This is a genomic window from Lysobacter sp. GX 14042 (assembly GCF_021390425.1).
Lineage (GTDB): Bacteria > Pseudomonadota > Gammaproteobacteria > Xanthomonadales > Xanthomonadaceae > Novilysobacter.
The window spans coordinates 248,349-267,756 of sequence record NZ_JAJUWY010000001.1; the positions used below are offsets into that span (position 1 = coordinate 248,349).

The following is a 19,408-nucleotide window of genomic DNA, read 5'->3' on the forward strand; positions in this document are numbered from 1 at the left end:
GTAGCCGGGCGCGGCAGGCTGGCAAGCTGGGTCAGAATGTGACCAGCGTGCGCCCCAGCGAACCGCCGGCAAGCATCAACCGGAAAACCTCCGGGAGCCCCGCCAGCTCCACCTCGCGGGTGCAGACGTCGTCGAGGCGGTCGGGTTTCCAGTCGCTGGCCAGGTGTTGCCAGACCGCATCGCGGATGTCGCGTGCGGTCCCGGCCGAGGCCACGCCCAGCAACGACACGCCGCGGATGATGAAGGGCATCACCGTGGCCTCCAGTTCCGCCGAGGCGGCCAGCCCTGCGCTGGCGACGTTGCCGTAGGGCGCGGTCTGCGCCAGCAGGCTGGCGAGCATCGGCCCGCCGACGTTGTCCAGCCCGCCACCGAAGCGCGCCGACTCCATCGGCCGGACGGTGGCCAGCGTCTCGCGGCCGAGTACTTCGCTCGCGCCCAGCCGGCGCAGGTAATCGTGCTGGTCGGCCTTGCCGCTGACCGCGTGCACCTCGTAGCCCGCCTTGCTGAAGATCGACACCGCCAGCGAACCCACGCCCCCGGTGGCGCCGGTCACGGCCAGCGGGCCCAGCGCCGGCAGCTGCCGGTTCTCGACCATGCGGAACAGCGCCAGCGCCGCGGTGAAGCCGGCGGTGCCCAGGATCATCGCCTCGCGCAGGCTGAGGCCGGCGGGCAGGGGCACGGTCCACTTCGACTCCAGCCGCACGTAGCGGCTGTAGCCGCCATCACGGGTCTCGCTGAGGCCACAGCCGGTGACCAGCACCTTGTCGCCCTCGCGGAAGGCGGGGTCGCTGGAACGCACCACGTGGCCGGCCGCGTCGATGCCGCCCACCAGCGGAAAGCGCCGCAGGATCCGGCCCTCGCCGGTGCCTGCCAGCGCGTCCTTGAAGTTGACCGAGGAGTGCGCCGCCTCGATCACCACCTCGCCCGGCGCCAGTTCGTCGAGCGAAACCTGCTCGATGCCGCTGCGGTAACCGGCGTCGTCGTTGTGGATGCGGAAGGCGTCGAAACGTGCGGGGATGCTCACGGTGCAAGGCACTCCGGTAGGGGGGAGGGCCATTGTGCGGCATCACCCCTGGTGGCGTCAGCGCAGCGCCGTGCGCTTCTTGCCCTCCAGCCATTTCCCGTTGGGAAGCGGCCGGTACGCGCGCATCCAGGCCAGCATCGCGTCGATGTCCTCGCCCAGCCACAGGTCGTCGCGCTGCTCCGGGTGCACGAAGCGCTCGCCGACCATGCGCTCCATCATCGCCGCCAACGGCCGGTAGAAGCCCCGGACATCAAGGAACGCGCACGGCTTGTCGCCGATCCCCAGCTGCCGCCAGGTCAGCATCTCGAACATCTCCTCGAGGGTGCCGAAGCCCCCGGGCAGGGCGACGAAACCATCGGCCAGGTCGAACATGCGTTGCTTGCGCTGGTGCATGTTGGCGACGACCTCCAGCCGGGTTGCGCCCTTGTGCGCCATCTCCAGGTTGACCAGCTGCTCGGGGATCACCCCGGTGACCTCGCCGCCGGCTTCCAGCACCGCGTCGGCCACGATCCCCATCAGCCCGACGTTGCCGCCGCCGTAGACGAGGCCCAAGCCCTCTTCGGCAAGGCGGCGGCCGAGCAGGGCGGCGGTTTCGGCAAATCCCGGGTCGGCCCCGACGTTGGAGCCGCAGTAGACACAGATCGAGCGCATTCGGTTACTCCGGAAAGCAAACTGCCGGCGTCCTTCCAGGATCACCGGCAGCGGTATCGGGGGCCGTCCCCGCGTGCGCGGGGATACGGTGGGGACGGCGTCAGTTGGCCTTGTGGATGGCGCGCTTGTCGACGGCCATCGCGGCGTCGTGGATCACCTCCGACAGGCTCGGGTGCGCGTGGCAGATCCGCGCCAGGTCGTCGGCCGACCCGCTGAACTCCATCGTCAGCACGCCCTCGTGGACCAGTTCGGACACGTTCGCGCCGACCAGGTGCATGCCCAGGACGCGGTCGGTCTCGGCGTGCGCCAGGACCTTCACGAAGCCCGCCGGCTCGGCCATCGCCACCGCACGGCCGTTGGCGGCGAACGGGAAGCTGCCGGCCTTGTACGGGATGCCTTCTTCCTTGAGCTGCTCCTCGGTCTTGCCGACCCAGGCCAGCTCCGGCTCGGTGTAGATGACCCACGGGATGGTGTCGAGGTTGACGTGGCCGGGCAGGCCGCCGATCAGCTCGGCCACCGCGATGCCTTCCTCGAAGCCCTTGTGCGCCAGCATCGGGCCGCGCACGCAGTCGCCCACCGCCCAGACGCCATCGACGCCGGTGTGGCAGTGCTCGTCGACCTGGATCCGGCCGCGCTCGTCCAGCTTCACGCCGGTGTCGTCGGCCAGCAGGCCCCGGGACGCGGCCTTGCGGCCCACCGCCACCAGCAGCTTGTCGAACACCACGGTCTGCTCGCCGTCCTTGCCGGCGTAGGTGACATGGACTTCCTTGCCGTCGCCGCCATCCCTGACCTCGGCCTTGCTGACCTTGGCACCCACGCGGATGTCCAGGCCCTGCTTCTTGAACTCGCGGGCGGCGACCTTCGAGACCTCGGCGTCGGCCGCGGCCAGGAAGCTGTCGGCGGCCTCCAGCACGATGACTTCCGCGCCCAGGCGCTTCCACACGCTGCCCAGTTCCAGGCCGATCACGCCGGCACCGATCACGCCCAGGCGCTTCGGGGTGGACTGGAAGTCCAGCGCGCCGACGTTGTCGACGATGGTCTCGCCGTCGAACTTCGCGAACGGCAGCTCGATCGAGTCCGAACCGGCGGCGATGACGACGTTGGTGCCCTTGAGCTCGACCTCGCTGCCATCGTGCTGCTTGACCTTGACCACGTTGCCCTTGTGCAGGGTGCCGAAGCCGTAATACGCGGTGACCTTGTTGGCCTTGAACAGCTGGGCGATGCCGCCGGTGAATTGCTTGACGATCTTGTCCTTGCGGCCAACCATCGTCGGCACGTCGATCGCCGCATCGCTGGTGGTGATGCCGTGCTGGTCGAAGATATGGCCCAGGTTCCAGAACTGGCGCGAGCTGTCGAGCAGCGCCTTGGACGGAATGCAGCCCACGCGCAGGCAGGTACCGCCCAGCGCCGGCTTGCCGTCCTTGCCCAGCGCGGCGTCGATGCACGCGGTCTTCAGCCCCAGCTGCGCGGCACGGATGGCGGCGTGGTACCCCGCGGGGCCCGCGCCGATGACAACAACGTCGTAATTCTCGGACATCTCGGGTTCCTTCAATTTGTCGTTTCAGGAGCCAGGTAACGGGAACGGGGAGCGGGAAGCGAGTGGAATGCCCTCACTCGTTCCTCACTCCTCTCCACTCGTTCCTCGCTTTTACAGGTCCAGCAGCATGCGCTGCGGGTTCTCGAGCTGGTTCTTGATGTCCACCAGGAACAGCACCGCGTCCTTGCCGTCGATGATCCGGTGGTCGTAGCTGATGGCGACGTACATCATCGGCGCGGCGACGACCTGGCCGTTCTCGACGATCGCCTGCTCCTTGATCGCGTGCATGCCCAGGATGGCGCTCTGCGGCGGATTGACGATCGGGGTGGAGAACAGCGAACCGAAGGTGCCGCCGTTGGTGATGGTGAAGGTGCCGCCCTGCAGGTCGTCCAGGGTCAGCTTGCCGTCGCGGGCGCGGGTGGCGTAGTCGGCGATCTGCTTCTCGATGTCGGCGAAACCCATCGACTCGGCGTTGCGCAGGACCGGGGTGACCAGGCCCTTCTCGGTCGACACCGCGATCGAGACGTCGGCGTAGCCGCGGTAGAGGATGTCGTTGCCGTCGACCGAGGCGTTGACCACCGGGTAGCGCTGCAGCGCATTGGCGGCCGCCTTCACGAAGAAGCTCATGAAGCCCAGCTTGATGCCGTGCGCCTTGAGGAACGCCTCGCCGTGCTGCTTGCGCATGTCCATGACCGCCTTCATGTTGATCTCGTTGAACGAGGTCAGCATGGCGATCGAGTCCTTGGACTGCATCAGCCGTTCGGCGATGCGCGCGCGCATGCGGGTCATCGGCACGCGCTCTTCCGGACGGTTGCCGCCGGCCTTGCCGACGCCGGCGTTGCGGGCGTAGTTGACCAGGTCTTCCTTGGTCACCGCGCCGCGGCGGCCGCTGCCTTCGACCTGCGACGGGTCGATGCCTTCCTTGTTGGCGGTGAAGCGCGCACCCGGGGGCAGCTCGTCGGCCTTGCCGCCGGACGGCGCCGCGGCCTTCGCCGGCTCGCCCTTCTTCGCGTCCTGCTTGCCGGCGTCGGCCTTGTCGCCCTCGGCCTTCGCCTCGTCCTTGCCCTTGTCGCCGCCCGCGGCCACCGCGCCTTCCTCGACGATCGCCAGCACCTGCTCGCTGGTCACGGTGTCGCCGGAGTCGAACTTGATCTCCTTGAGCACGCCGTCGACGGGGGAGGGGACCTCCAGCACGACCTTGTCGGTCTCGAGGTCGACCAGGTTCTCGTCGCGGCTGACGGCATCACCGGGCTTCTTGTGCCAGGTGGCGATGGTGGCGTCGGAAACGGATTCGGGCAGGACCGGAACTTTGATCTCGGTGCTCATGGGCTTGGCATCCTGAAGTCTTGAAGGCGTAAGGAGGGGCGGGGCCGCGGACGTGCCGCGGCGGCAGGATCAGTCGGTGGGATTCTCGCCGCGCAGCGGGTTGGCCAGGGCATCGGCGACCAGGCGCTCCTGCTCGACCACGTGGTCGGCGAAGTGGCCGACGGCCGGCGACGGCGAACGCGGGCGACCGGCGTAGTTCAAACCCTGGCCCTCGGCCAGGCAATGGGTCAGGTGGTGGCGGATCTGGTACCACGCGCCCTGGTTCTGCGGCTCTTCCTGGCACCACACCACGTCGGCCTGCGGGAACCGGGCCAGCTCGGCGGCCAGTTCCTCGCGGGGGAACGGGTACAGCTGCTCGACGCGGACCAGCGCCACGTCCGCGGCGCCGCTCTTCTGCAGGGTTTCCAGCAGGTCGTAGTAGACCTTGCCGCCGCACACGACCACGCGCTTGACCTTCTGCGGATCGGCGGAGGCGTCGGGGATCAGCTTCTGGAAGCCGCCGCCGGCCAGCTCGTCCAGCGAGGAGACCGCCAGCTTGTGGCGCAGCAGCGACTTGGGCGTCATCACCACCAGCGGCTTGCGGGTCTGCATGTGCATCTGCCGGCGGATCATGTGGAAGGCCTGGGCCGGGGTGGTCGGGGTGCAGACCACCATGTTGTCCAGCGCGCACAGCTGCAGGAAGCGCTCCAGGCGCGCCGAACTGTGCTCCGGGCCCTGGCCCTCGTAGCCGTGCGGCAGGAACAGCGCCAGCCCGCACAGCCGGCCCCACTTGGCCTCGCCCGAGGAAAGGAACTGGTCGATGACCACCTGGGCGCCGTTGGCGAAATCGCCGAACTGGGCCTCCCAGATGTCCAGGGTGTTCGGGTCGGCGGTCGCGTAGCCGTACTCGAAGGCCATCACCGCCTCCTCGCTGAGCAGCGAGTCGATGATGGTGACGTCCGACGGCTCCTGCACCAGCTCGCGCAGCGGCAGGTAGTACTCGTCGGTGGTCTGCTCGTGCAGGATCGCGTGGCGGTGGAAGAAGGTGCCGCGGCCGCTGTCCTGGCCGACCAGGCGCAGCTTGTAGCCCTCGCTGAGCAGGGTGGCGTAGGCCAGGTTCTCGGCGAAGCCCCAGTCACCGGGCTGCTCGCCGGCGGCCATCTTGCGGCGGTCGGCGTAGATCTTGTCCACGCGTGCGTGCAGCTTGACCGCGTCGGGGATGGTGTTGATGCGCTGGGCCAGCTGGTCCAGGTTGCCGCGGTCGAAGCGGGTGTCGACCGGATCGGCGAGCTTGCCGTGCAGGAAGCGGTTCCAGTCGACGGTGAACTCGTCGGGCTTGACGGTGACCACCTCGGTGGTGACCTCGCCGGCGTCGAGCCGGTCGCGGTAGGCGTCGACCATGGCCTTGGCCTGGTCGCCGTCGATCACGCCCTCGTCGATCAGCTGCTTCGCGTACAGCTCGCGCGGCACCGGGTGCTTGCGGATCACCTGGTACATCAGCGGCTGGGTCGCGGCCGGCTCGTCGGCCTCGTTGTGGCCGTTGCGGCGGTAGCAGACCAGGTCGATGACCACGTCCTTGCCGAAGGTGTTGCGGAAGTCCAGCGCCAGCTCGGCGCAGAACACCACCGCCTCGGGGTCGTCGCCGTTCACGTGCAGGATCGGCGCGCCGACCATCTTGGCCACGTCGGTGCAGTACAGGGTGGAGCGGGCGTCCTCGGCTTCGCTGGTGGTGAAACCGACCTGGTTGTTGACCACGATGTGCACCGTGCCGCCGACGCGGAAGCCGCGGGCCTGCGACATCTGCAGCAGTTCCATTCCCACGCCCTGACCGGCGAACGCGGCATCGCCGTGGATCAGCACCGGCAGCACCTGCTCGCGCGCGGAATCGCCGCCGCGGCGGGTCTGGCGCGAGCGCACCGAGCCGGCGACCACCGGGTTGACGATCTCCAGGTGCGAGGGGTTGAAGGCCAGCGCCAGGTGCACCGGGCCACCGGGGGTGGCGACATCGGCGCTGTAGCCCATGTGGTACTTCACGTCGCCGGCGTGGGCCAGCTCGTTGTGCTCGAACTTGCCCTCGAATTCGTCGAACAGCTTGCGCGGCGGCTTGCCCAGGGTATTGACCAGCACGTTCAGGCGACCGCGGTGGGCCATGCCGATCACCACTTCCTGGCCACCCTGCTCGCCGGCGCGGCGGATGGTGGTGTCCATCAGCGGGATCAGGGCATCGCCACCTTCCAGCGAGAAGCGCTTCTGCCCGACGTACTTGGTGCCCAGGTAGCGCTCCAGGCCGTCGGCGGCAACCAGCCGCTCGAGGATGCGCTTCTTCTGCTCGGCGGTGCGGCCATAGTTGCCGCCGGCCTTTTCCAGGCGCCGGTAGACCCAGCGGCGCTGGTCGGCCTCGGCGATGTGCATGAACTCCGCGCCGATCGAGCCGGTGTAGGTGGACTTGAGCAGCTTGAACAGCTCGCCCAGCTTCATCCGCTCCTGGCCGGCCACGCCGCCGGTGCTGAACTCGTCGCCGAGGTCGGCACCCGACAGGCCGTGGAAGCCGAGTTCGAGGTCCGGGGCGTCGACGCCCCTGGACAGGCCGAGCGGGTCGAGGTTGGCACCCAGGTGGCCGCGCGAGCGGTAGGCGGTGATCAGCCTGCCGACGTGGCGTTCGCGTTCGTCGCCGTGCGGGGCGGCGCTGCGGCCGGCGTTGCGCGAGGCCTCCCTGATGGTCTGCAGGACCGCGGAGTGGGGCACATCGCCTGCCTCCCGGCCCTGCAGGCCGTCGAAGTACCTGCGCCACCCGTCGTCCACGCTGTCGGGGGCGACGAGGTATTGCTCGTAGAGGTCTTCGATGTAGGCGGCGTTGGCGCCGAGCTGGGAGGACTGGGCGAACTGCTTCAGGAGGCTGGTCACGATGACAGGGGCGACTCGAGTGGGGAGGGATGGCACCCGAGGCACTCTTGGCGCCTGTTCAGGTACTCAAGACCGGCGATTATAGCGGCCGGCGTCGTTGGAGCGTGGCAAAAAACGGCGAAAGGAAGGGATTGTTCCGTTCCCGCCCCGACGCGGTTCATTCAGGTTCAGTCTCGATCTTCAGATTCCAAGCGCGCGGAACTCCGTGCACGGCCGCGCGCGCCCCCAGAAGGGATCGAAAACGCCCTTCAGTTGCCGCGCCCGGGCGGGCCGGTCCAGGGCGGTTTCGCCCTCGGGACGGTTGCCCAGTGGCCGGAACAGCCAGCCACCCGCGTCGCTGGCCAGGAACGCCGACGGGTAGCTGCGGTCCACCTGTTCCTCGACTGCGCGGAACGCCAGCGCGCTGGGCAGGCGCTGGCCGAGTTCGATCAGCGGCGCCAGCGCCTCACGTGCGCTGCGCGGTTCCTGTAGCAGGATGCGGATCTCCCCGCGCCGGGTCGCCAGCCCGCGGAAGGCCTCGACCACGTCCGGCCGGTCGAGCACGCCGGGATCGAGGTCGCGGCTGTAGACCAGCAGCTGCCGACGGGCGCCGGCCACCACGCCCAGCGTCGCGGCCACCAGCGCACGGCGGTCGCCGATGGTGGACGGTGCGTGGAAGCTCCGGCGCATCAGCAGGTGGTCGATGCCGGCATCGTCGAAGTGCCCGCCCTCGGGCAGGAACCCGGCGCGGGCATAGAAGCCGGTCGCGTGGGTCTGCGCAGCCAGGGTGACGTCCGGCCAGCCGGACTGGCGGGCACGTTCCACCAGGGCCCCCAGGAGCGCCTCGCCCACGCCGCGCCCGCGCCATTCGCGCAACACCGCCATCCGTCCGATCGTGCGTTTGGGGGTCAGCCGCCCGGTGCCGACCGGCCGGCCTTCAGCATCCAGGGCGAGCACGTGCTGGCTGAGCGGGTCGAGCTCGTCCCATTCAAGTTCCGCGGGTACCTGCTGCTCGTCGACGAAGACCGGGTGGCGGACCGCCTGCAGCTGGGCGCTGGCGGCCGCGTAGTCGACATGCTCGATGCGGAAGCCGGGACCGGGCATGGCTCAGTCCCCGTCGCCGGACAACAGGAAGTGCCCGGCCTGCACCAGATCGTCCAGGCAGGCGCGGCCGGCCGGCGAGAGCGCGCCGACCGTCGCGGCATCGAGCACGCGGGCATTGGCTAGGCACCGCGCATCGGCTTGCGGCAGATGCCAGGCTTCGCCGTTGGCGAACAGTTGCGTGTCCGCGCCGTCGCCGTGCCACGCCATCCGCGAATACGGGTGCCGGTGCAGGACCAGGCCGGCGGCCAGCGCCTGCCCGGTTTCCGCCGGGGTCGGCAGGTCCGGTGCCGGTGCGACCTCGACGGCGTTGCGGTAGGTGGTGATGAAACGGCCGAACCAGTCACCGAGGGCGGCCGGGTCGGTGCGCAGCCGGTCCAGCGCCTGGCGGACCCGGTCGAGCGCGGCCGCGTCGATCCGCGCCGGGTCGTCGGGCAGGGCGAGGTCGGGATCCTGGTAGCGGGTGCTGTCGTCGGCCGCGGCCAGCACGTGGTCGACGTAGTCGCCCAGCAGCTCGGCCGAGGAGGGCGCGCGCATCCCGACCGAGAAGGTCAGGCAGGCATCCTCGGCCACCCCGTGGTGCGGCACGCCCGGCGGCAGGTAGAGCATGTCGCCCGGGCCGAGCACCCAGTCGTGGCTGGGATGGAACCGGCGCAGCAGCTTGAGCTCGACATCGTCGCGGAAGTCCGTCGGCGGGTTGGCGCCGGCATCGATCTGCCAGCGCCGGTGGCCATGGGCCTGCAGCAGGAACACGTCGTACTGGTCGACGTGGGCGCCCACCGAACCGCCGGGGGCGGCGAAGGACACCATGATGTCGTCCAGCCGCCAGCGCGGCAGGAAGCCGAAGTGCTCCAGCAGCGCGGCGATGTCCGGGTCCCACTTGTCCACGTCCTGCACCAGCAGGGTCCAGTCGTGGTCCGGCATCCCCGGGAACTTCTCCTCGGGGAACGGCCCGGTTTCCAGTGTCCAGGCGTCGCGCTGGCGGTCGTGGCGGACGATCCGCGCCAGCACGCCGTCCTCGCAGGCCAGGCCGGCCAGGTCGCCGGGCTCGATGGGCGAGCGGTAGCCGGCGAATGCGTTGCGTACCAGCAGCGGGCGCTTCTGCCAGTAGTCGCGCAGGAAGTCGGCCGGCGGCATGCCCAGCGGCGACTGGTCCGTGCCGTCGACCTCGATCGCGAACGCGCCGTCGCCAGGGTCCGGTGCGGCCATGTCAGATCTCCCGGGCGAGGCGTTCGGCGTGGCCGGTATAGCTGCCGGGGGTCATTTCCAGCAGCCGCTGCCTGGCCCCGGCGGGCAGCTCGAGGCCCTCGATGAAGCCGCGCATGGAGTCGGGGGTGATGCCCTGGCCGCGGGTGAGCGCCTTGAGCTGCTCGTACGGATTGGGCAGGCCGTGGCGGCGCATGACCGTCTGCACCGCCTCGGCCAGCACCTCCCAGGAGGCCTCCAGGTCCGCGGCCAGCCGCTCGGGATTGGCCGACAGCTTGCCCAGCCCGCGGGCCAGCGCGTCGTAGCCGATCAGCGCATGCCCGAACGCGGTGCCCAGCGCCCGCAGGGTGGTGGAGTCGGTCAGGTCGCGCTGCCAGCGGCTGATCGGCAGCTTGCCGGCGAAATGGCCCAGCAGGGCATTGGCGATGCCGAAGTTGCCTTCGGCGTTCTCGAAGTCGATCGGGTTGACCTTGTGCGGCATGGTCGAACTGCCGACCTCGCCTTCCTTGAGAGCCTGCCTGAAGTAGCCCAGCGAAATGTAGCCCCAGATGTCGCGGCACAGGTCGATGGCGATGGTGTCGATGCGCGCCTGCGCGTCACACAGCTCGGCGATGCCGTCGTGCGGCTCGATCTGGGTGGTGTACGGCTGCCAGTCCAGGCCCAGGGAGCGGACGAAGCGCTCGGAAAAGGCCGGCCAGTCGACCTCGGGATAGGCGGCCAGGTGGGCGTTGTAATTGCCCACCGCGCCGTTGATCTTGCCCGGCATCGGCAGTCCGGCGAGGACCTCGCGCTGGCGGCGCAGGCGCGCCACCACGTTGGCCAGTTCCTTGCCCACGGTGGTCGGCGAGGCGGTCTGGCCGTGGGTACGCGAGAGCATCGGCAGCCCGGCGTGCTCGTGCGACATCGCGCGCAGGGTGTCGAGCAGCCCGTCCAGCCGCGGCAGCATCACGTCCCTGCGGGCCTGGTCCAGCATCAGCGCGTAGCTGAGATTGTTGATGTCCTCGCTGGTGCAGGCGAAGTGGACGAACTCCAGCGCCGGCGCCAGCCCGGCGTCGTCGCGCAGCCGTTCCTTGATCAGGTACTCCACCGCCTTGACGTCGTGGTTGGTGGTGCGCTCGATCTCCTTGACCCGGGCCGCGTCTTCGACCGACAGGCCGTCGGCCAGCGTGCGCAGGCGGGCGGCCGCCTCGCCGGAGAAGGGCTCCAGCTCGGTGATCGCCGGTTCGGCGGCCAGCGCCAGCAACCACTCCACCTCGACCTTCACCCGGGCGCGGATCAGGCCGTACTCGGAGAAGATCGGGCGCAGCGCATGGACCTTGCCGGCGTAGCGGCCATCGAGCGGCGACAGGGCGAGCAGCTGGGTCTGGACGTCGTTGCTGGGCATGGGATCCGGCGGGCGGGGCAGGGCCGGGCATTCTAGCGTGCGGGCCCGGGGAACGGCCGCGGGTGGACACGGCGGCGGGTATGCTCGGGCGCGACCCTCACCGGAGAACCCCGATGGCGCGCAAGGATCACCGCATCGAACACGACAGCATGGGCGAACTGGAAGTGCCCGCCGATGCACTGTGGGGCGCGCAGACCCAGCGCGCGGTGCAGAACTTCCCGGTTTCCGGCCGCCCGATGCCACGCGGTTTCATCCGCGGCCTGGGGCTGGTCAAGGCCGCGGCGGCCGAGGTCAACGCAAGCCTCGGCCTGGTCCCGAAGGCCCGCGCGGCGGCGATCCGCAAGGCGGCGCTCGCGGTTGCCGAGGGCCGGCACGACGAGCAATTCCCGGTCGACATCTTCCAGACCGGCTCGGGCACCTCCAGCAACATGAACGCCAACGAGGTGATCGCGGCGCTGGCCTCGCGCTCGGTGCGCGGCAAGCCGGTCCACCCGAACGACGACGTCAACCACGGCCAGAGCTCCAACGACGTGGTCCCGACCGCGCTGCGGGTGTCCGCGCAGCTGGCGGTCACCGGCGAGCTGGTGCCGGCGATCAGGCACCTGCGGCGGGTCATCGACCGGCGTGCGCGGTCGCTGGCGAAGGTCACCAAGACCGGCCGCACCCACCTGATGGACGCGATGCCGCTGACCTTCGGCCAGGAGCTGTCGACCTGGTCGGCGCAGCTGGATTCGGCCGAGGCCCGGCTCGGGGACAGCCTGAAGCGGCTGCGCCGGTTGCCGATCGGCGGCACCGCCATCGGCACCGGGGTCAACGCCGACCCGCGCTTTGGCACCCAGATGGCGCGGGCGCTGTCGAAGCTGGCGGGCACCCGCTTCGAGTCCGCCGACAACAAGTTCGAGGGCCTGGCGACCCAGGACGACGCGGTCGAACTGTCCGGCCAGCTCAACGCGCTCGCGGTCGCACTGATGAAGATCGCCAACGACCTGCGCTGGATGAACTCCGGGCCGCTCGCCGGGTTGGGCGAGGTCGAGCTGCCGGCACTGCAGCCGGGCAGCTCGATCATGCCCGGCAAGGTCAACCCGGTAGTGCCGGAAGCGGCCTGCATGGTGTGTGCCCAGGTCATGGGCCACCACACCGCGATCACCATCGCCGGGCAGAGCGGCAACTTCCAGCTCAACGTGATGCTGCCGCTGGTGGCCAGCAACCTGCTCGACGGCATCAATCTGATGTCGAACACGATGCGCCTGCTGGCCGACACCGTGATCGAGGGCATGAAGGTGCGCCGCGACGTCGTGGGCGCGGCGCTGGACCGCAATCCGATCCTGGTCACCGCGCTCAACCCGGTGATCGGCTACGAAAAGGCCGCGGCGATCGCCAAGCAGGCCTACCGCGAGGGCCGGCCGGTGCTGGAGGTGGCAGTGGAGGCCACCGGCATGGCCGAGGGCGAGCTGCGCCGTCTTCTCGACCCGGCGGCGCTGACCGAGGGCGGGGTGAAGGGGTGAGCGTCGCGACCCGGACCCGGCGCGGCCCGCGTCATCTCCGGTCGGTCAGAGGTCCAGGTTGAAGTTGAGGTTGCCGTCCTTGTCGTCGAAGCAGTCCCTGACCTCCTCTTCGGTCAGGGTGGCGTAGGGCACGAACTCGGGCATCGCCGCGGCCAGGCGCTGCTGCGAGTCCAGCAGTGCCGGGAGCCGGCCGCACAGCTGGCGGGCACTTTCCTTGATGCGCTCCCCCTCGGCCTCCATCCGCGCCTCGAAATCGCCCTTGCCGCCACTGAAGGCGTGCGCGAGCGCGCCACCGGCGGCCTTGAGTCCCAGATCGGCCGCCTGGGTGCCGATCTGGATGCCCGCCTCGGCGACCGCCACCACGTTTGCCCGATGTTCCAGCAGCAGGCGGCGCTGTTCCGGGGTGGCCGCGACCGGCGTGCCGTCGATCCGCAGTTCGCCTTCGGGCGAGATCGTCGCCTTCGGCAGGTCCTTGTTTGACTTGCCGACCTGGATCGATTCGCTCTCCAGTGCCTTGCGCGCCTCGCGGGTCGCTTCGGCCACGGCAGAGGCGATCAGGCCCGACGGCTCTCCGGCGTCGTCGGACGGGGAGGGGCTGCAGGCCGCCATGACCGGCAGCAGGGCAAGGAGAAGGAACCGGGCGGCAAAGGACGTTCTCATTCTGGATTCCCCGTTGGATATGGGTGGACCGGGCGGCGGCCCGGCCGTTTCAACGACTGGGCAGCCGGACCGTGCCGGCGACCCCGCGGTGGTCGACGTCGCCGCTGCCGATGCGGTCCACGCGCAGGTCGCCACCGACGCCCCGCACATCCAGGTCGCCGGAGCCGATGCTTCCGACCTGGACGCTTCCGTCCACGTCGACCAGCAGCAGGTCCCCGGAACCGACGGAGCCGATCCGCGCGTCCCCGGCGATGCCGCGGGCGGACAGGTCGCCGGAACCCAGCGAGTCCACCTGCAGTGGGCCGATGCCGTCCAGTTCGATGTCACCGGAGCCCACGCGCAGGCCCACCGCGCCGGGGATCTCCCGCGCCTCCAGGTCACCGGAGCCGATCCGCGCATCCAGCGAGGCGACCCCGCGGACGTCGGCATCGCCCGAACCCAGGCGCAGTTCGACGTCCAGGCCCGCGGGGAGGCTGCCGGCCACGTCGACATAGGCGTAACGGCCACCGAACAGCGCGAGCAGGCCGGAGGAGCGGGGGTGCTCGACGCGGACCACGAGCGTGCGGCCTTCGCGCTGCTGGGTGAGCACGAGCCGGTCGAGCAGGTCCTGGTGGGAGGCGCAGGCACGGCCGACGAGGCGGCCCTGCGTTCCCGCGGCACCGGCGAGGTCGAGGTCGTCGGCGCCCAGCTCGAAGCGGACGCGCTCCACCCCCTCCAGCTCGAGCAACAGCGGCCGTTCGGCGGAGTACTTGCAGGCGGCCTGGGCGGCCAGCGGCAACGAGGCGAGCAGGGCGAAAGCGAGGATGGACGTGCGCATGGTGGCTCCTTTGATATCGGTCTTGGGTCAGCCTTCGTCGCGCCAGCGGCGCAGGCGGATGGCGGCGAAGATCATCACTGCGCCGGCGGCGGCGCCGATCCAGGTGCCCGGCTGCAGGAAGGTGCCGTACATCCACGACAGCGAGAGCAGCTGCTCGGCCTTTTCGATGTCCCCCGTACCGGCCATTTCGGCGCCGCGGTAGAACACGTTGGCCCCCGGTACCGTGCCCAGCAGCAGGCGGCCGACGATGTTGCGCCAGAACCACCCGCTGCCCAGTTCGAACAGCGCCATGACGTCGAACCAGGTGACCAGCAGGCCGGTGATCACCGGTACCGCGGTCGCCCACAGGAAGGGCTTGCTGCGCGCCCAGGCCGAGCACAGCAGCAGCCAGCCCACGGTGGGGAGCGCCCAGACCGCATACACCGGGATCCACGCCAGCATGCCCAGGGTGATCCGCAGCGGGCTGGCGGGGCCCCACAGCAGGGTCAGCGGATTGCCGCCGAACACCAGCACGAGGATGCCCATCAGCGCCAGCGAGCCGAACATCGTCGCCAGGGCGGCCAGCACCGCCAGCAGCGGGGCGACCAGGGTGGCGCTGGCAAGCTTGGACAACACGGTCTGGGTATCCGACAGCGGCAGCGACTTCCAGAACAGCACGCTGCGGTCCTTGCGGTCGTCGTACAGCGAACCCAAGCAGTAGAAGAACACGACGAAGGCCAGCACGATGAACGGCCAGGCCGCGCTCATCAGCAGCGACCAGTCCAGTCCCTGCGCGAGCTGCGCGGCGTCGGCCGGGGACATCTCGCGCGTCAGCATGCCGATGTCGATGCCGTTGATCTGGACGTCGCCGCTGGAAACCGCCCGGTTGAGCAGCACCACCCCCACCATCGCGGCCATGGCGGTGAGCAGCAGCGAGATGCCGCCGGCGATCAGCGGCGCCCAGAGGAAGCCGCCCTTGTGCTCCCAGTACTCGCGGCGCAGCAGCAGGCGGAAGGTGTGGGTCGGATTCACCGGCCGGGCGGCACGTGGCGCCGGGGCGATGGTGGTGTCGGCGGCGTTCATTCGTAGGTCCCCTTCATGGTGGCGACGAACAGGTCGGCCAGCCCGGGCGTGCGGGCTTCGCCCAGCGGGGCGAGCCGGTCGCGCGGCACCCCGTCGAACAGCATCACGGTCTTGCCGAAGGCCTGCGCACGCTCGTCGATCGGCTGCAGCCGGCGAGCCTCCTCGAGCCTTCCTTCGGCGACCAGGACTTCGGTGAATCGCTCACCGACCTGTTCCATGCCGCTGTCGAGGACGATCTTCCCGTCGCGGATGAACATCACGTCGGTGAGGATGTGCTCGACCTCCTCGACCTGGTGGGTGGTGATGAGGATGGTGCGCTCCTCGTCGAAGTAGTCCTCCAGCAGCCGCTGGTAGAACTGCTTGCGGTAAAGGATGTCCAGGCCCAGGGTCGGCTCGTCGAGCACCAGCAGGCGGGCGTCGATGGCCATCACCAGGGCCAGGTGGAGCTGGACGATCATGCCCTTGGAGAGCTCGCGCACCTTCATCTGCGGCTCGAGCTTCGTGCCGGCCAGGAAGCGCTCGCAGCGGGCGCGGTCGAAGCGCGGGTGGACCCCGGCGACGAATTCGATCGCCTCCCGCACCCGCAGCCAGCGCGGCAGCACCGCCACGTCGGCGATGAAGCAGACCTCGCGCATCAGCTCGTCGCGCGCGGTGCGCGGATCACGGCCCAGCACGCTCATGCGGCCCTCGAACGGGATCAGCCCGAGCATCGCCTTCAGGGCGGTGGTCTTGCCGGCGCCGTTGGGACCGATCAGGCCGACGATGCGGCCGGCCGGAATCTCGAACGACGTCCCGTCCAGGGCGAGCTTGTTCCTGTAAGCCTTGCGCAGGCCCGTGGCGTTGACGACGGCGCTCATTGCCCGGCCCCCTTCAACGGTGCCAGCAGCCTGTCGACATCCAGGCCGAGGCGGGCGATGCGCTCGAGCACGGCCGGCCACTCTTCGTTGAGGAAGCGGTCGCGCTCGTTCTCGAGCAGCTTGCGGGAGGCTTCTTCGGTGACGTACATGCCAAGACCCCTGCGTTTTTCGACGAGCGCCTCGTCAGCCAGTTCCTGGTAGGCGCGCGAAACGGTGATGGGATTGAGCTGGTACTCGGCGGCGACCTGGCGTACCGAGGGCAGGGCGTCGCCGGGCTTGAGCACGCCATCGAGCATCATCTCGATGACCCGCTCCTTCAGCTGCCGGTAGATGGGAGCGCCATCGCTCCATTGGACTGCGGTCATGGATCAACCCCGCGGTAGGAAGGTGAAGTAGGGCATGGCGATCCGTCGATGGTCGCGCGCATCCCGTCCACCGGCGCGCTTGTGCTGGGTGGCGCCGTCCACGGCCGCCTCGACCGCGGCTTCGACCGGCGCGCCGGCGCGCTCCAGCGCGTCCAGCAGCACGGCGGCCGGTTCCCCGGCATCGGCCAGTGCGCCACTGGCCGATGCCGGGGCGGGAAGCGGAGAGGCGGAGACCAGTGCCACCACCAGTACGGCGCCGGTGGCGGCCAGCGCGGTGAGGTTGTTGTGCAGCCTGCGGTCCATTGGGCGCCCCTGTGGATAGGTGTTGTAGCGAACTATAACACTACTTTCTGAACCGTCAATACCCGGGCTGCATCGCGCGTGCATGCGTTGCCGCGGGGACGCCGGGCCGCGACAATAGCCGGTCGATACAGCCGGTCACCGGCACACAGGAGTCATTCCGGATGAAGCATTTCGTGCGCGGCGCCGCCGCGATCCTGGCCAGCGCCGCACTGCTCGGTGGCGTGCAGGTGCCTGCCGCCCATGCCCAGGACAGCAGCGAGCTGGCCACCGAGCGTGGCCGGGTGAGCTACATGGTCGGCCACGACATCGGCCGGTCGCTGAAGCCGGCCGCCGCGGACATCGACCTGGATGCCTTCGGCCGCGCGGTGCGCAACGCGGTGCAGGGCGGCGAGCCGCTGCTGAGCCCGGAGCAGGCCGAGGAAACCGGCCAGGTGCTGCTGATGAAGATGGCCAAGGCTGCCGGCCAGGCGCCGGCGGACCTCGAGGTGCCGCCGGTGGACCCGGAGAACGCGGGCCTGCTGTTCGGCGCCGACATCGGCCGCTCGCTGGAGCCCCTGGCCGGCGAGATCGACCTGGACATCGTGCTGCGGGCGATGCGCACGACCTTCGAGGGCGGTTCGCTGGCGCTCGACGAGGCGACCCTGGACAGCACCCGCAGCGCCTTCGCCGCGCGCATGCAGGCGGTGGCGGCCGAGAAGGCCCAGGCCGTGGCCGGCAGCAACCAGCAGGAGGGCGAGGCGTTCCTGGCGCAGAACAAGAGGCAGAAAGGCGTGTTCACCACCGGCTCGGGCCTGCAGTACATGGTGCTGCGGCAGGGCGCCGGGCAGCGTCCGCGCCCGGACGACCGCGTGCGGGTGAATTACGAGGGCTCGTTGCTCGACGGGACCGTGTTCGACAGCTCCTACGAGCGTGGCCAGCCGGCCGAGTTCGGCCTGCAGCAGGTGATCCCGGGCTGGACCGAGGGTCTGCAGCTGATGCCGGTCGGGGCCAAGTACCGGTTCTGGATCCCCGGCGAGCTCGGTTACGGCCGGGCCGGGACCCCCGGCGGTCCGATCGGGCCGAACGCGACGCTGGTGTTCGAAGTCGAGCTGCAGGCGATCGCCGAATAACTCCACCGGCGCCCGCCGCCGGGTGCCGCAACAGGGAAGGTCTGCATGCGCGTCACCATTTTTGGAATCGGCTACGTCGGCCTTGTCACCGGAACCTGCCTGGCCGAGGCCGGCAACGACGTGGTCTGTGTCGATGTCGATGCCGCGCGGGTGGAGGCCCTGCGGCGCGGCGAGATCCCGATCTACGAGCCCGGGCTGGAGCCGCTGGTGCTCGGCAACCACCGTGCCGGGCGGCTGCGCTTCACCCTGGACGCGGGCGAGGGCATCGACCACGCCGAGATCATCTTCATCGCGGTGGGAACGCCGCCGGACGAGGACGGCAGCGCCGACCTGCGGCACGTGCTGGAGGTGGCGCGCACGATCGGCCGCGAGCTGTCGCACCCGGTGGTGGTGGTGGACAAGTCGACCGTGCCGGTGGGCACCGCCGAGAAGGTCCGCGCCGAGATCGCGGCCGGCCTTGCGGCGCGCGGGGCAGAGGTGGAGTTCCACGTCGTGTCCAACCCGGAGTTCCTGAAGGAAGGCGCCGCGGTACAGGACTTCATGCGCCCCGACCGGGTGGTGCTGGGCGCCGACGAGCCTGCCGCGCTGGAGCCGTTGCGGCGTCTGTACGCGCCGTTCATCCGCAATCGCGACCGGATCATCGCGATGGACCTGCGCTCGGCCGAGCTCACCAAGTACGCGGCCAACGCCATGCTGGCGACCAAGATCAGCTTCATGAACGAGATCGCCAGCATCGCCGAGCAGGTCGGGGCGGACGTGGAGATGGTCCGCCAGGGAATCGGCTCGGACGCGCGCATTGGCTGGCATTTCATCTATCCCGGTGCGGGCTACGGCGGCTCGTGCTTCCCCAAGGACGTGCAGGCCCTGGTCCGTACCGCCGAGCGTGCCGGCCACCAGCCGCACCTGCTCAACGCCGTGGAGGCGGTGAACGCGCGGCAGAAGGGGCACCTGTTCGAGCTGGTCGGCCGCCACTACGCCGGCGCGGTGGCCGGCAAGACCTTCGCGATCTGGGGCCTGGCGTTCAAGCCGAACACCGACGACATGCGCGAGGCCCCCAGCCGGCGCCTGATGGAGCAGCTCTGGGAAGCCGGGGCGAAGGTCCGCGCCTTCGATCCGGAGGCGACCGGCGAGGCGCGCCGGATCTACGGCGAGCGCGGCGACCTGGTGCTGTGCGGCTCGGAGTACGAGGCGCTCGAAGGCGCGGATGCGCTGGTCCTGGTCACCGAGTGGAAACAGTTCCGCAGCCCAGACTTCCGGCGCATCCGCGAGGCAGTGGGCGATGCGGTGGTGTTCGATGGCCGCAACGTATATGACCCGGAGCAGGTCGAGCGCGCCGGGCTGGCGTACTACGCCATCGGTCGCGGGCGCTCGCTGCGCGGTCCGGGCGCGGTGAAGGCGTGAGCGCGGACGACGGGACCCGGCTGGAGCAGCGGCTGGTCGACCTGGAGAGCCGGCTGGCGTTCCAGGAACATGCGCTGGGCGAATTGAGCGATGCCCTTGCCGCGGCGCGCGACGAGGAAGCCCGCAACAACCTGCAGCTGATGCGGGTGACCGAAGAGCTGCGGCAGCTGCGCCTGTCGCTCTCCGGCAATCCGGCGGCCGATCCCGGCCTCGAACCGCCGCCTCCCCATTACTGAGT

18 protein-coding genes are annotated in these 19,408 nt (G+C 69.9%); 4 read left to right on the forward strand and 14 right to left on the reverse strand.

Going from position 1 to position 19,408, the window contains the following annotated elements; genetic code table 11:
• Positions 1-31: 31 nt before the first annotated feature.
• The 8 genes from LY625_RS01180 to purB all read right to left on the reverse strand — a co-directional run bounded on the left by LY625_RS01180 (position 32) and on the right by purB (position 11,091).
• Positions 32-1,024 carry a YhdH/YhfP family quinone oxidoreductase gene (locus LY625_RS01180; RefSeq protein ID WP_233737169.1) on the reverse strand — a complete coding sequence of 331 codons (993 nt, stop codon included), beginning with the start codon at positions 1,022-1,024 and terminating at the stop codon, positions 32-34.
• Between the two features lie 57 nt (positions 1,025-1,081).
• Positions 1,082-1,675, reverse strand: a complete 594-nt coding sequence (locus LY625_RS01185) for a TIGR00730 family Rossman fold protein (protein WP_233737170.1) — start codon at positions 1,673-1,675, stop codon at positions 1,082-1,084.
• Positions 1,676-1,775: 100 nt separating this feature from the next.
• Positions 1,776-3,212 (reverse strand): dihydrolipoyl dehydrogenase, encoded by a 1,437-nt coding sequence (lpdA, locus tag LY625_RS01190; protein ID WP_233737171.1) that lies wholly within the window; start codon positions 3,210-3,212, stop codon positions 1,776-1,778.
• 111 nt (positions 3,213-3,323) lie between these two features.
• Positions 3,324-4,538, reverse strand: coding sequence for a dihydrolipoyllysine-residue succinyltransferase (gene sucB, locus LY625_RS01195; RefSeq protein ID WP_233737173.1), 1,215 nt, complete (start codon positions 4,536-4,538; stop codon positions 3,324-3,326).
• Positions 4,539-4,607: 69 nt separating this feature from the next.
• Entirely contained in the window at positions 4,608-7,421 is a 2,814-nt protein-coding gene (locus tag LY625_RS01200) for a 2-oxoglutarate dehydrogenase E1 component (RefSeq protein WP_233737175.1), read from the reverse strand.
• Between the two features lie 180 nt (positions 7,422-7,601).
• Positions 7,602-8,504, reverse strand: a complete 903-nt coding sequence (locus LY625_RS01205; RefSeq protein ID WP_233737176.1) for a GNAT family N-acetyltransferase — start codon at positions 8,502-8,504, stop codon at positions 7,602-7,604.
• Positions 8,505-8,507: 3 nt separating this feature from the next.
• Positions 8,508-9,638, reverse strand: a complete 1,131-nt coding sequence (locus tag LY625_RS01210) for a cupin domain-containing protein (protein WP_233737554.1) — start codon at positions 9,636-9,638, stop codon at positions 8,508-8,510.
• 73 nt (positions 9,639-9,711) lie between these two features.
• Positions 9,712-11,091, reverse strand: coding sequence for an adenylosuccinate lyase (gene purB / locus LY625_RS01215; RefSeq protein ID WP_233737178.1), 1,380 nt, complete (start codon positions 11,089-11,091; stop codon positions 9,712-9,714).
• Positions 11,092-11,204: 113 nt separating this feature from the next.
• Here purB and LY625_RS01220 point away from each other — a divergent pair, with 113 nt between their 5' ends.
• Positions 11,205-12,596: a class II fumarate hydratase gene (locus tag LY625_RS01220; RefSeq protein WP_233737179.1), complete on the forward strand. Its 1,392-nt coding sequence runs from the start codon at positions 11,205-11,207 to the stop codon at positions 12,594-12,596.
• Between the two features lie 45 nt (positions 12,597-12,641).
• On the opposite strand, the gene LY625_RS01225 is transcribed toward LY625_RS01220, so the two are convergent.
• Genes LY625_RS01225 through LY625_RS01250 form a run of 6 tightly spaced genes read right to left on the reverse strand, consistent with a single transcriptional unit; the run spans position 12,642 to position 16,660 of the window.
• Positions 12,642-13,256 carry a YggN family protein gene (locus LY625_RS01225; protein ID WP_233737180.1) on the reverse strand — a complete coding sequence of 205 codons (615 nt, stop codon included), beginning with the start codon at positions 13,254-13,256 and terminating at the stop codon, positions 12,642-12,644.
• Between the two features lie 49 nt (positions 13,257-13,305).
• Entirely contained in the window at positions 13,306-14,073 is a 768-nt protein-coding gene (locus LY625_RS01230; RefSeq protein WP_233737181.1) for a hypothetical protein, read from the reverse strand.
• Positions 14,074-14,100: 27 nt separating this feature from the next.
• The gene (locus tag LY625_RS01235; protein WP_233737182.1) at positions 14,101-15,135 is read right to left on the reverse strand and encodes a hypothetical protein; all 1,035 of its coding nucleotides are present in this window, start codon (positions 15,133-15,135) and stop codon (positions 14,101-14,103) included.
• Positions 15,132-15,992 (reverse strand): ABC transporter ATP-binding protein, encoded by an 861-nt coding sequence (locus LY625_RS01240; RefSeq protein ID WP_233737183.1) that lies wholly within the window; start codon positions 15,990-15,992, stop codon positions 15,132-15,134. Before LY625_RS01240 ends, LY625_RS01235 begins: the two co-directional genes overlap by 4 nt.
• A complete protein-coding gene (locus LY625_RS01245) occupies positions 15,989-16,357 on the reverse strand; it encodes a GntR family transcriptional regulator (protein ID WP_233737186.1) in 369 nt (122 codons plus the stop codon). Before LY625_RS01245 ends, LY625_RS01240 begins: the two co-directional genes overlap by 4 nt.
• A 3-nt stretch (positions 16,358-16,360) precedes the next feature.
• Positions 16,361-16,660, reverse strand: coding sequence for a hypothetical protein (locus LY625_RS01250; RefSeq protein ID WP_233737188.1), 300 nt, complete (start codon positions 16,658-16,660; stop codon positions 16,361-16,363).
• A 161-nt stretch (positions 16,661-16,821) separates the two neighbouring features.
• On the opposite strand from LY625_RS01250, the gene LY625_RS01255 reads away from it, so the two are divergent.
• Genes LY625_RS01255 through LY625_RS01265 form a run of 3 tightly spaced genes read left to right on the forward strand, consistent with a single transcriptional unit; the run spans position 16,822 to position 19,406 of the window.
• Positions 16,822-17,769: an FKBP-type peptidyl-prolyl cis-trans isomerase gene (locus tag LY625_RS01255; RefSeq protein ID WP_233737189.1), complete on the forward strand. Its 948-nt coding sequence runs from the start codon at positions 16,822-16,824 to the stop codon at positions 17,767-17,769.
• Positions 17,770-17,814: 45 nt separating this feature from the next.
• Positions 17,815-19,170 (forward strand): UDP-glucose/GDP-mannose dehydrogenase family protein, encoded by a 1,356-nt coding sequence (locus LY625_RS01260; RefSeq protein ID WP_233737190.1) that lies wholly within the window; start codon positions 17,815-17,817, stop codon positions 19,168-19,170.
• Complete coding sequence (locus LY625_RS01265) at positions 19,167-19,406, forward strand: SlyX family protein (protein ID WP_233737191.1); 240 nt, start codon at positions 19,167-19,169, stop codon at positions 19,404-19,406. The genes LY625_RS01260 and LY625_RS01265 overlap by 4 nt, the downstream gene beginning before the upstream one ends.
• Positions 19,407-19,408: the final 2 nt, after the last annotated feature.

What these genes read in the sequence shown, in the direction of transcription:
- LY625_RS01255 (WP_233737189.1), top strand. Translation starts at nt 16,822, where the DNA reads ATGAAGCATTTCGTGCGCGGCGCCGCCGCGATCCTGGCCAGCGCCGCA.
- LY625_RS01230 (WP_233737181.1), bottom strand. Translation starts at nt 14,073, where the DNA reads ATGCGCACGTCCATCCTCGCTTTCGCCCTGCTCGCCTCGTTGCCGCTG.
- LY625_RS01250 (WP_233737188.1), bottom strand. Translation starts at nt 16,660, where the DNA reads ATGGACCGCAGGCTGCACAACAACCTCACCGCGCTGGCCGCCACCGGC.
- LY625_RS01205 (WP_233737176.1), bottom strand. Translation starts at nt 8,504, where the DNA reads ATGCCCGGTCCCGGCTTCCGCATCGAGCATGTCGACTACGCGGCCGCC.
- LY625_RS01220 (WP_233737179.1), top strand. Translation starts at nt 11,205, where the DNA reads ATGGCGCGCAAGGATCACCGCATCGAACACGACAGCATGGGCGAACTG.
- LY625_RS01260 (WP_233737190.1), top strand. Translation starts at nt 17,815, where the DNA reads ATGCGCGTCACCATTTTTGGAATCGGCTACGTCGGCCTTGTCACCGGA.
- LY625_RS01225 (WP_233737180.1), bottom strand. Translation starts at nt 13,256, where the DNA reads ATGAGAACGTCCTTTGCCGCCCGGTTCCTTCTCCTTGCCCTGCTGCCG.
- LY625_RS01240 (WP_233737183.1), bottom strand. Translation starts at nt 15,992, where the DNA reads ATGAGCGCCGTCGTCAACGCCACGGGCCTGCGCAAGGCTTACAGGAAC.
- LY625_RS01245 (WP_233737186.1), bottom strand. Translation starts at nt 16,357, where the DNA reads ATGACCGCAGTCCAATGGAGCGATGGCGCTCCCATCTACCGGCAGCTG.
- sucB (WP_233737173.1), bottom strand. Translation starts at nt 4,538, where the DNA reads ATGAGCACCGAGATCAAAGTTCCGGTCCTGCCCGAATCCGTTTCCGAC.
- LY625_RS01210 (WP_233737554.1), bottom strand. Translation starts at nt 9,638, where the DNA reads ATGCCGCCGGCCGACTTCCTGCGCGACTACTGGCAGAAGCGCCCGCTG.
- purB (WP_233737178.1), bottom strand. Translation starts at nt 11,091, where the DNA reads ATGCCCAGCAACGACGTCCAGACCCAGCTGCTCGCCCTGTCGCCGCTC.
- lpdA (WP_233737171.1), bottom strand. Translation starts at nt 3,212, where the DNA reads ATGTCCGAGAATTACGACGTTGTTGTCATCGGCGCGGGCCCCGCGGGG.
- LY625_RS01185 (WP_233737170.1), bottom strand. Translation starts at nt 1,675, where the DNA reads ATGCGCTCGATCTGTGTCTACTGCGGCTCCAACGTCGGGGCCGACCCG.
- LY625_RS01235 (WP_233737182.1), bottom strand. Translation starts at nt 15,135, where the DNA reads ATGAACGCCGCCGACACCACCATCGCCCCGGCGCCACGTGCCGCCCGG.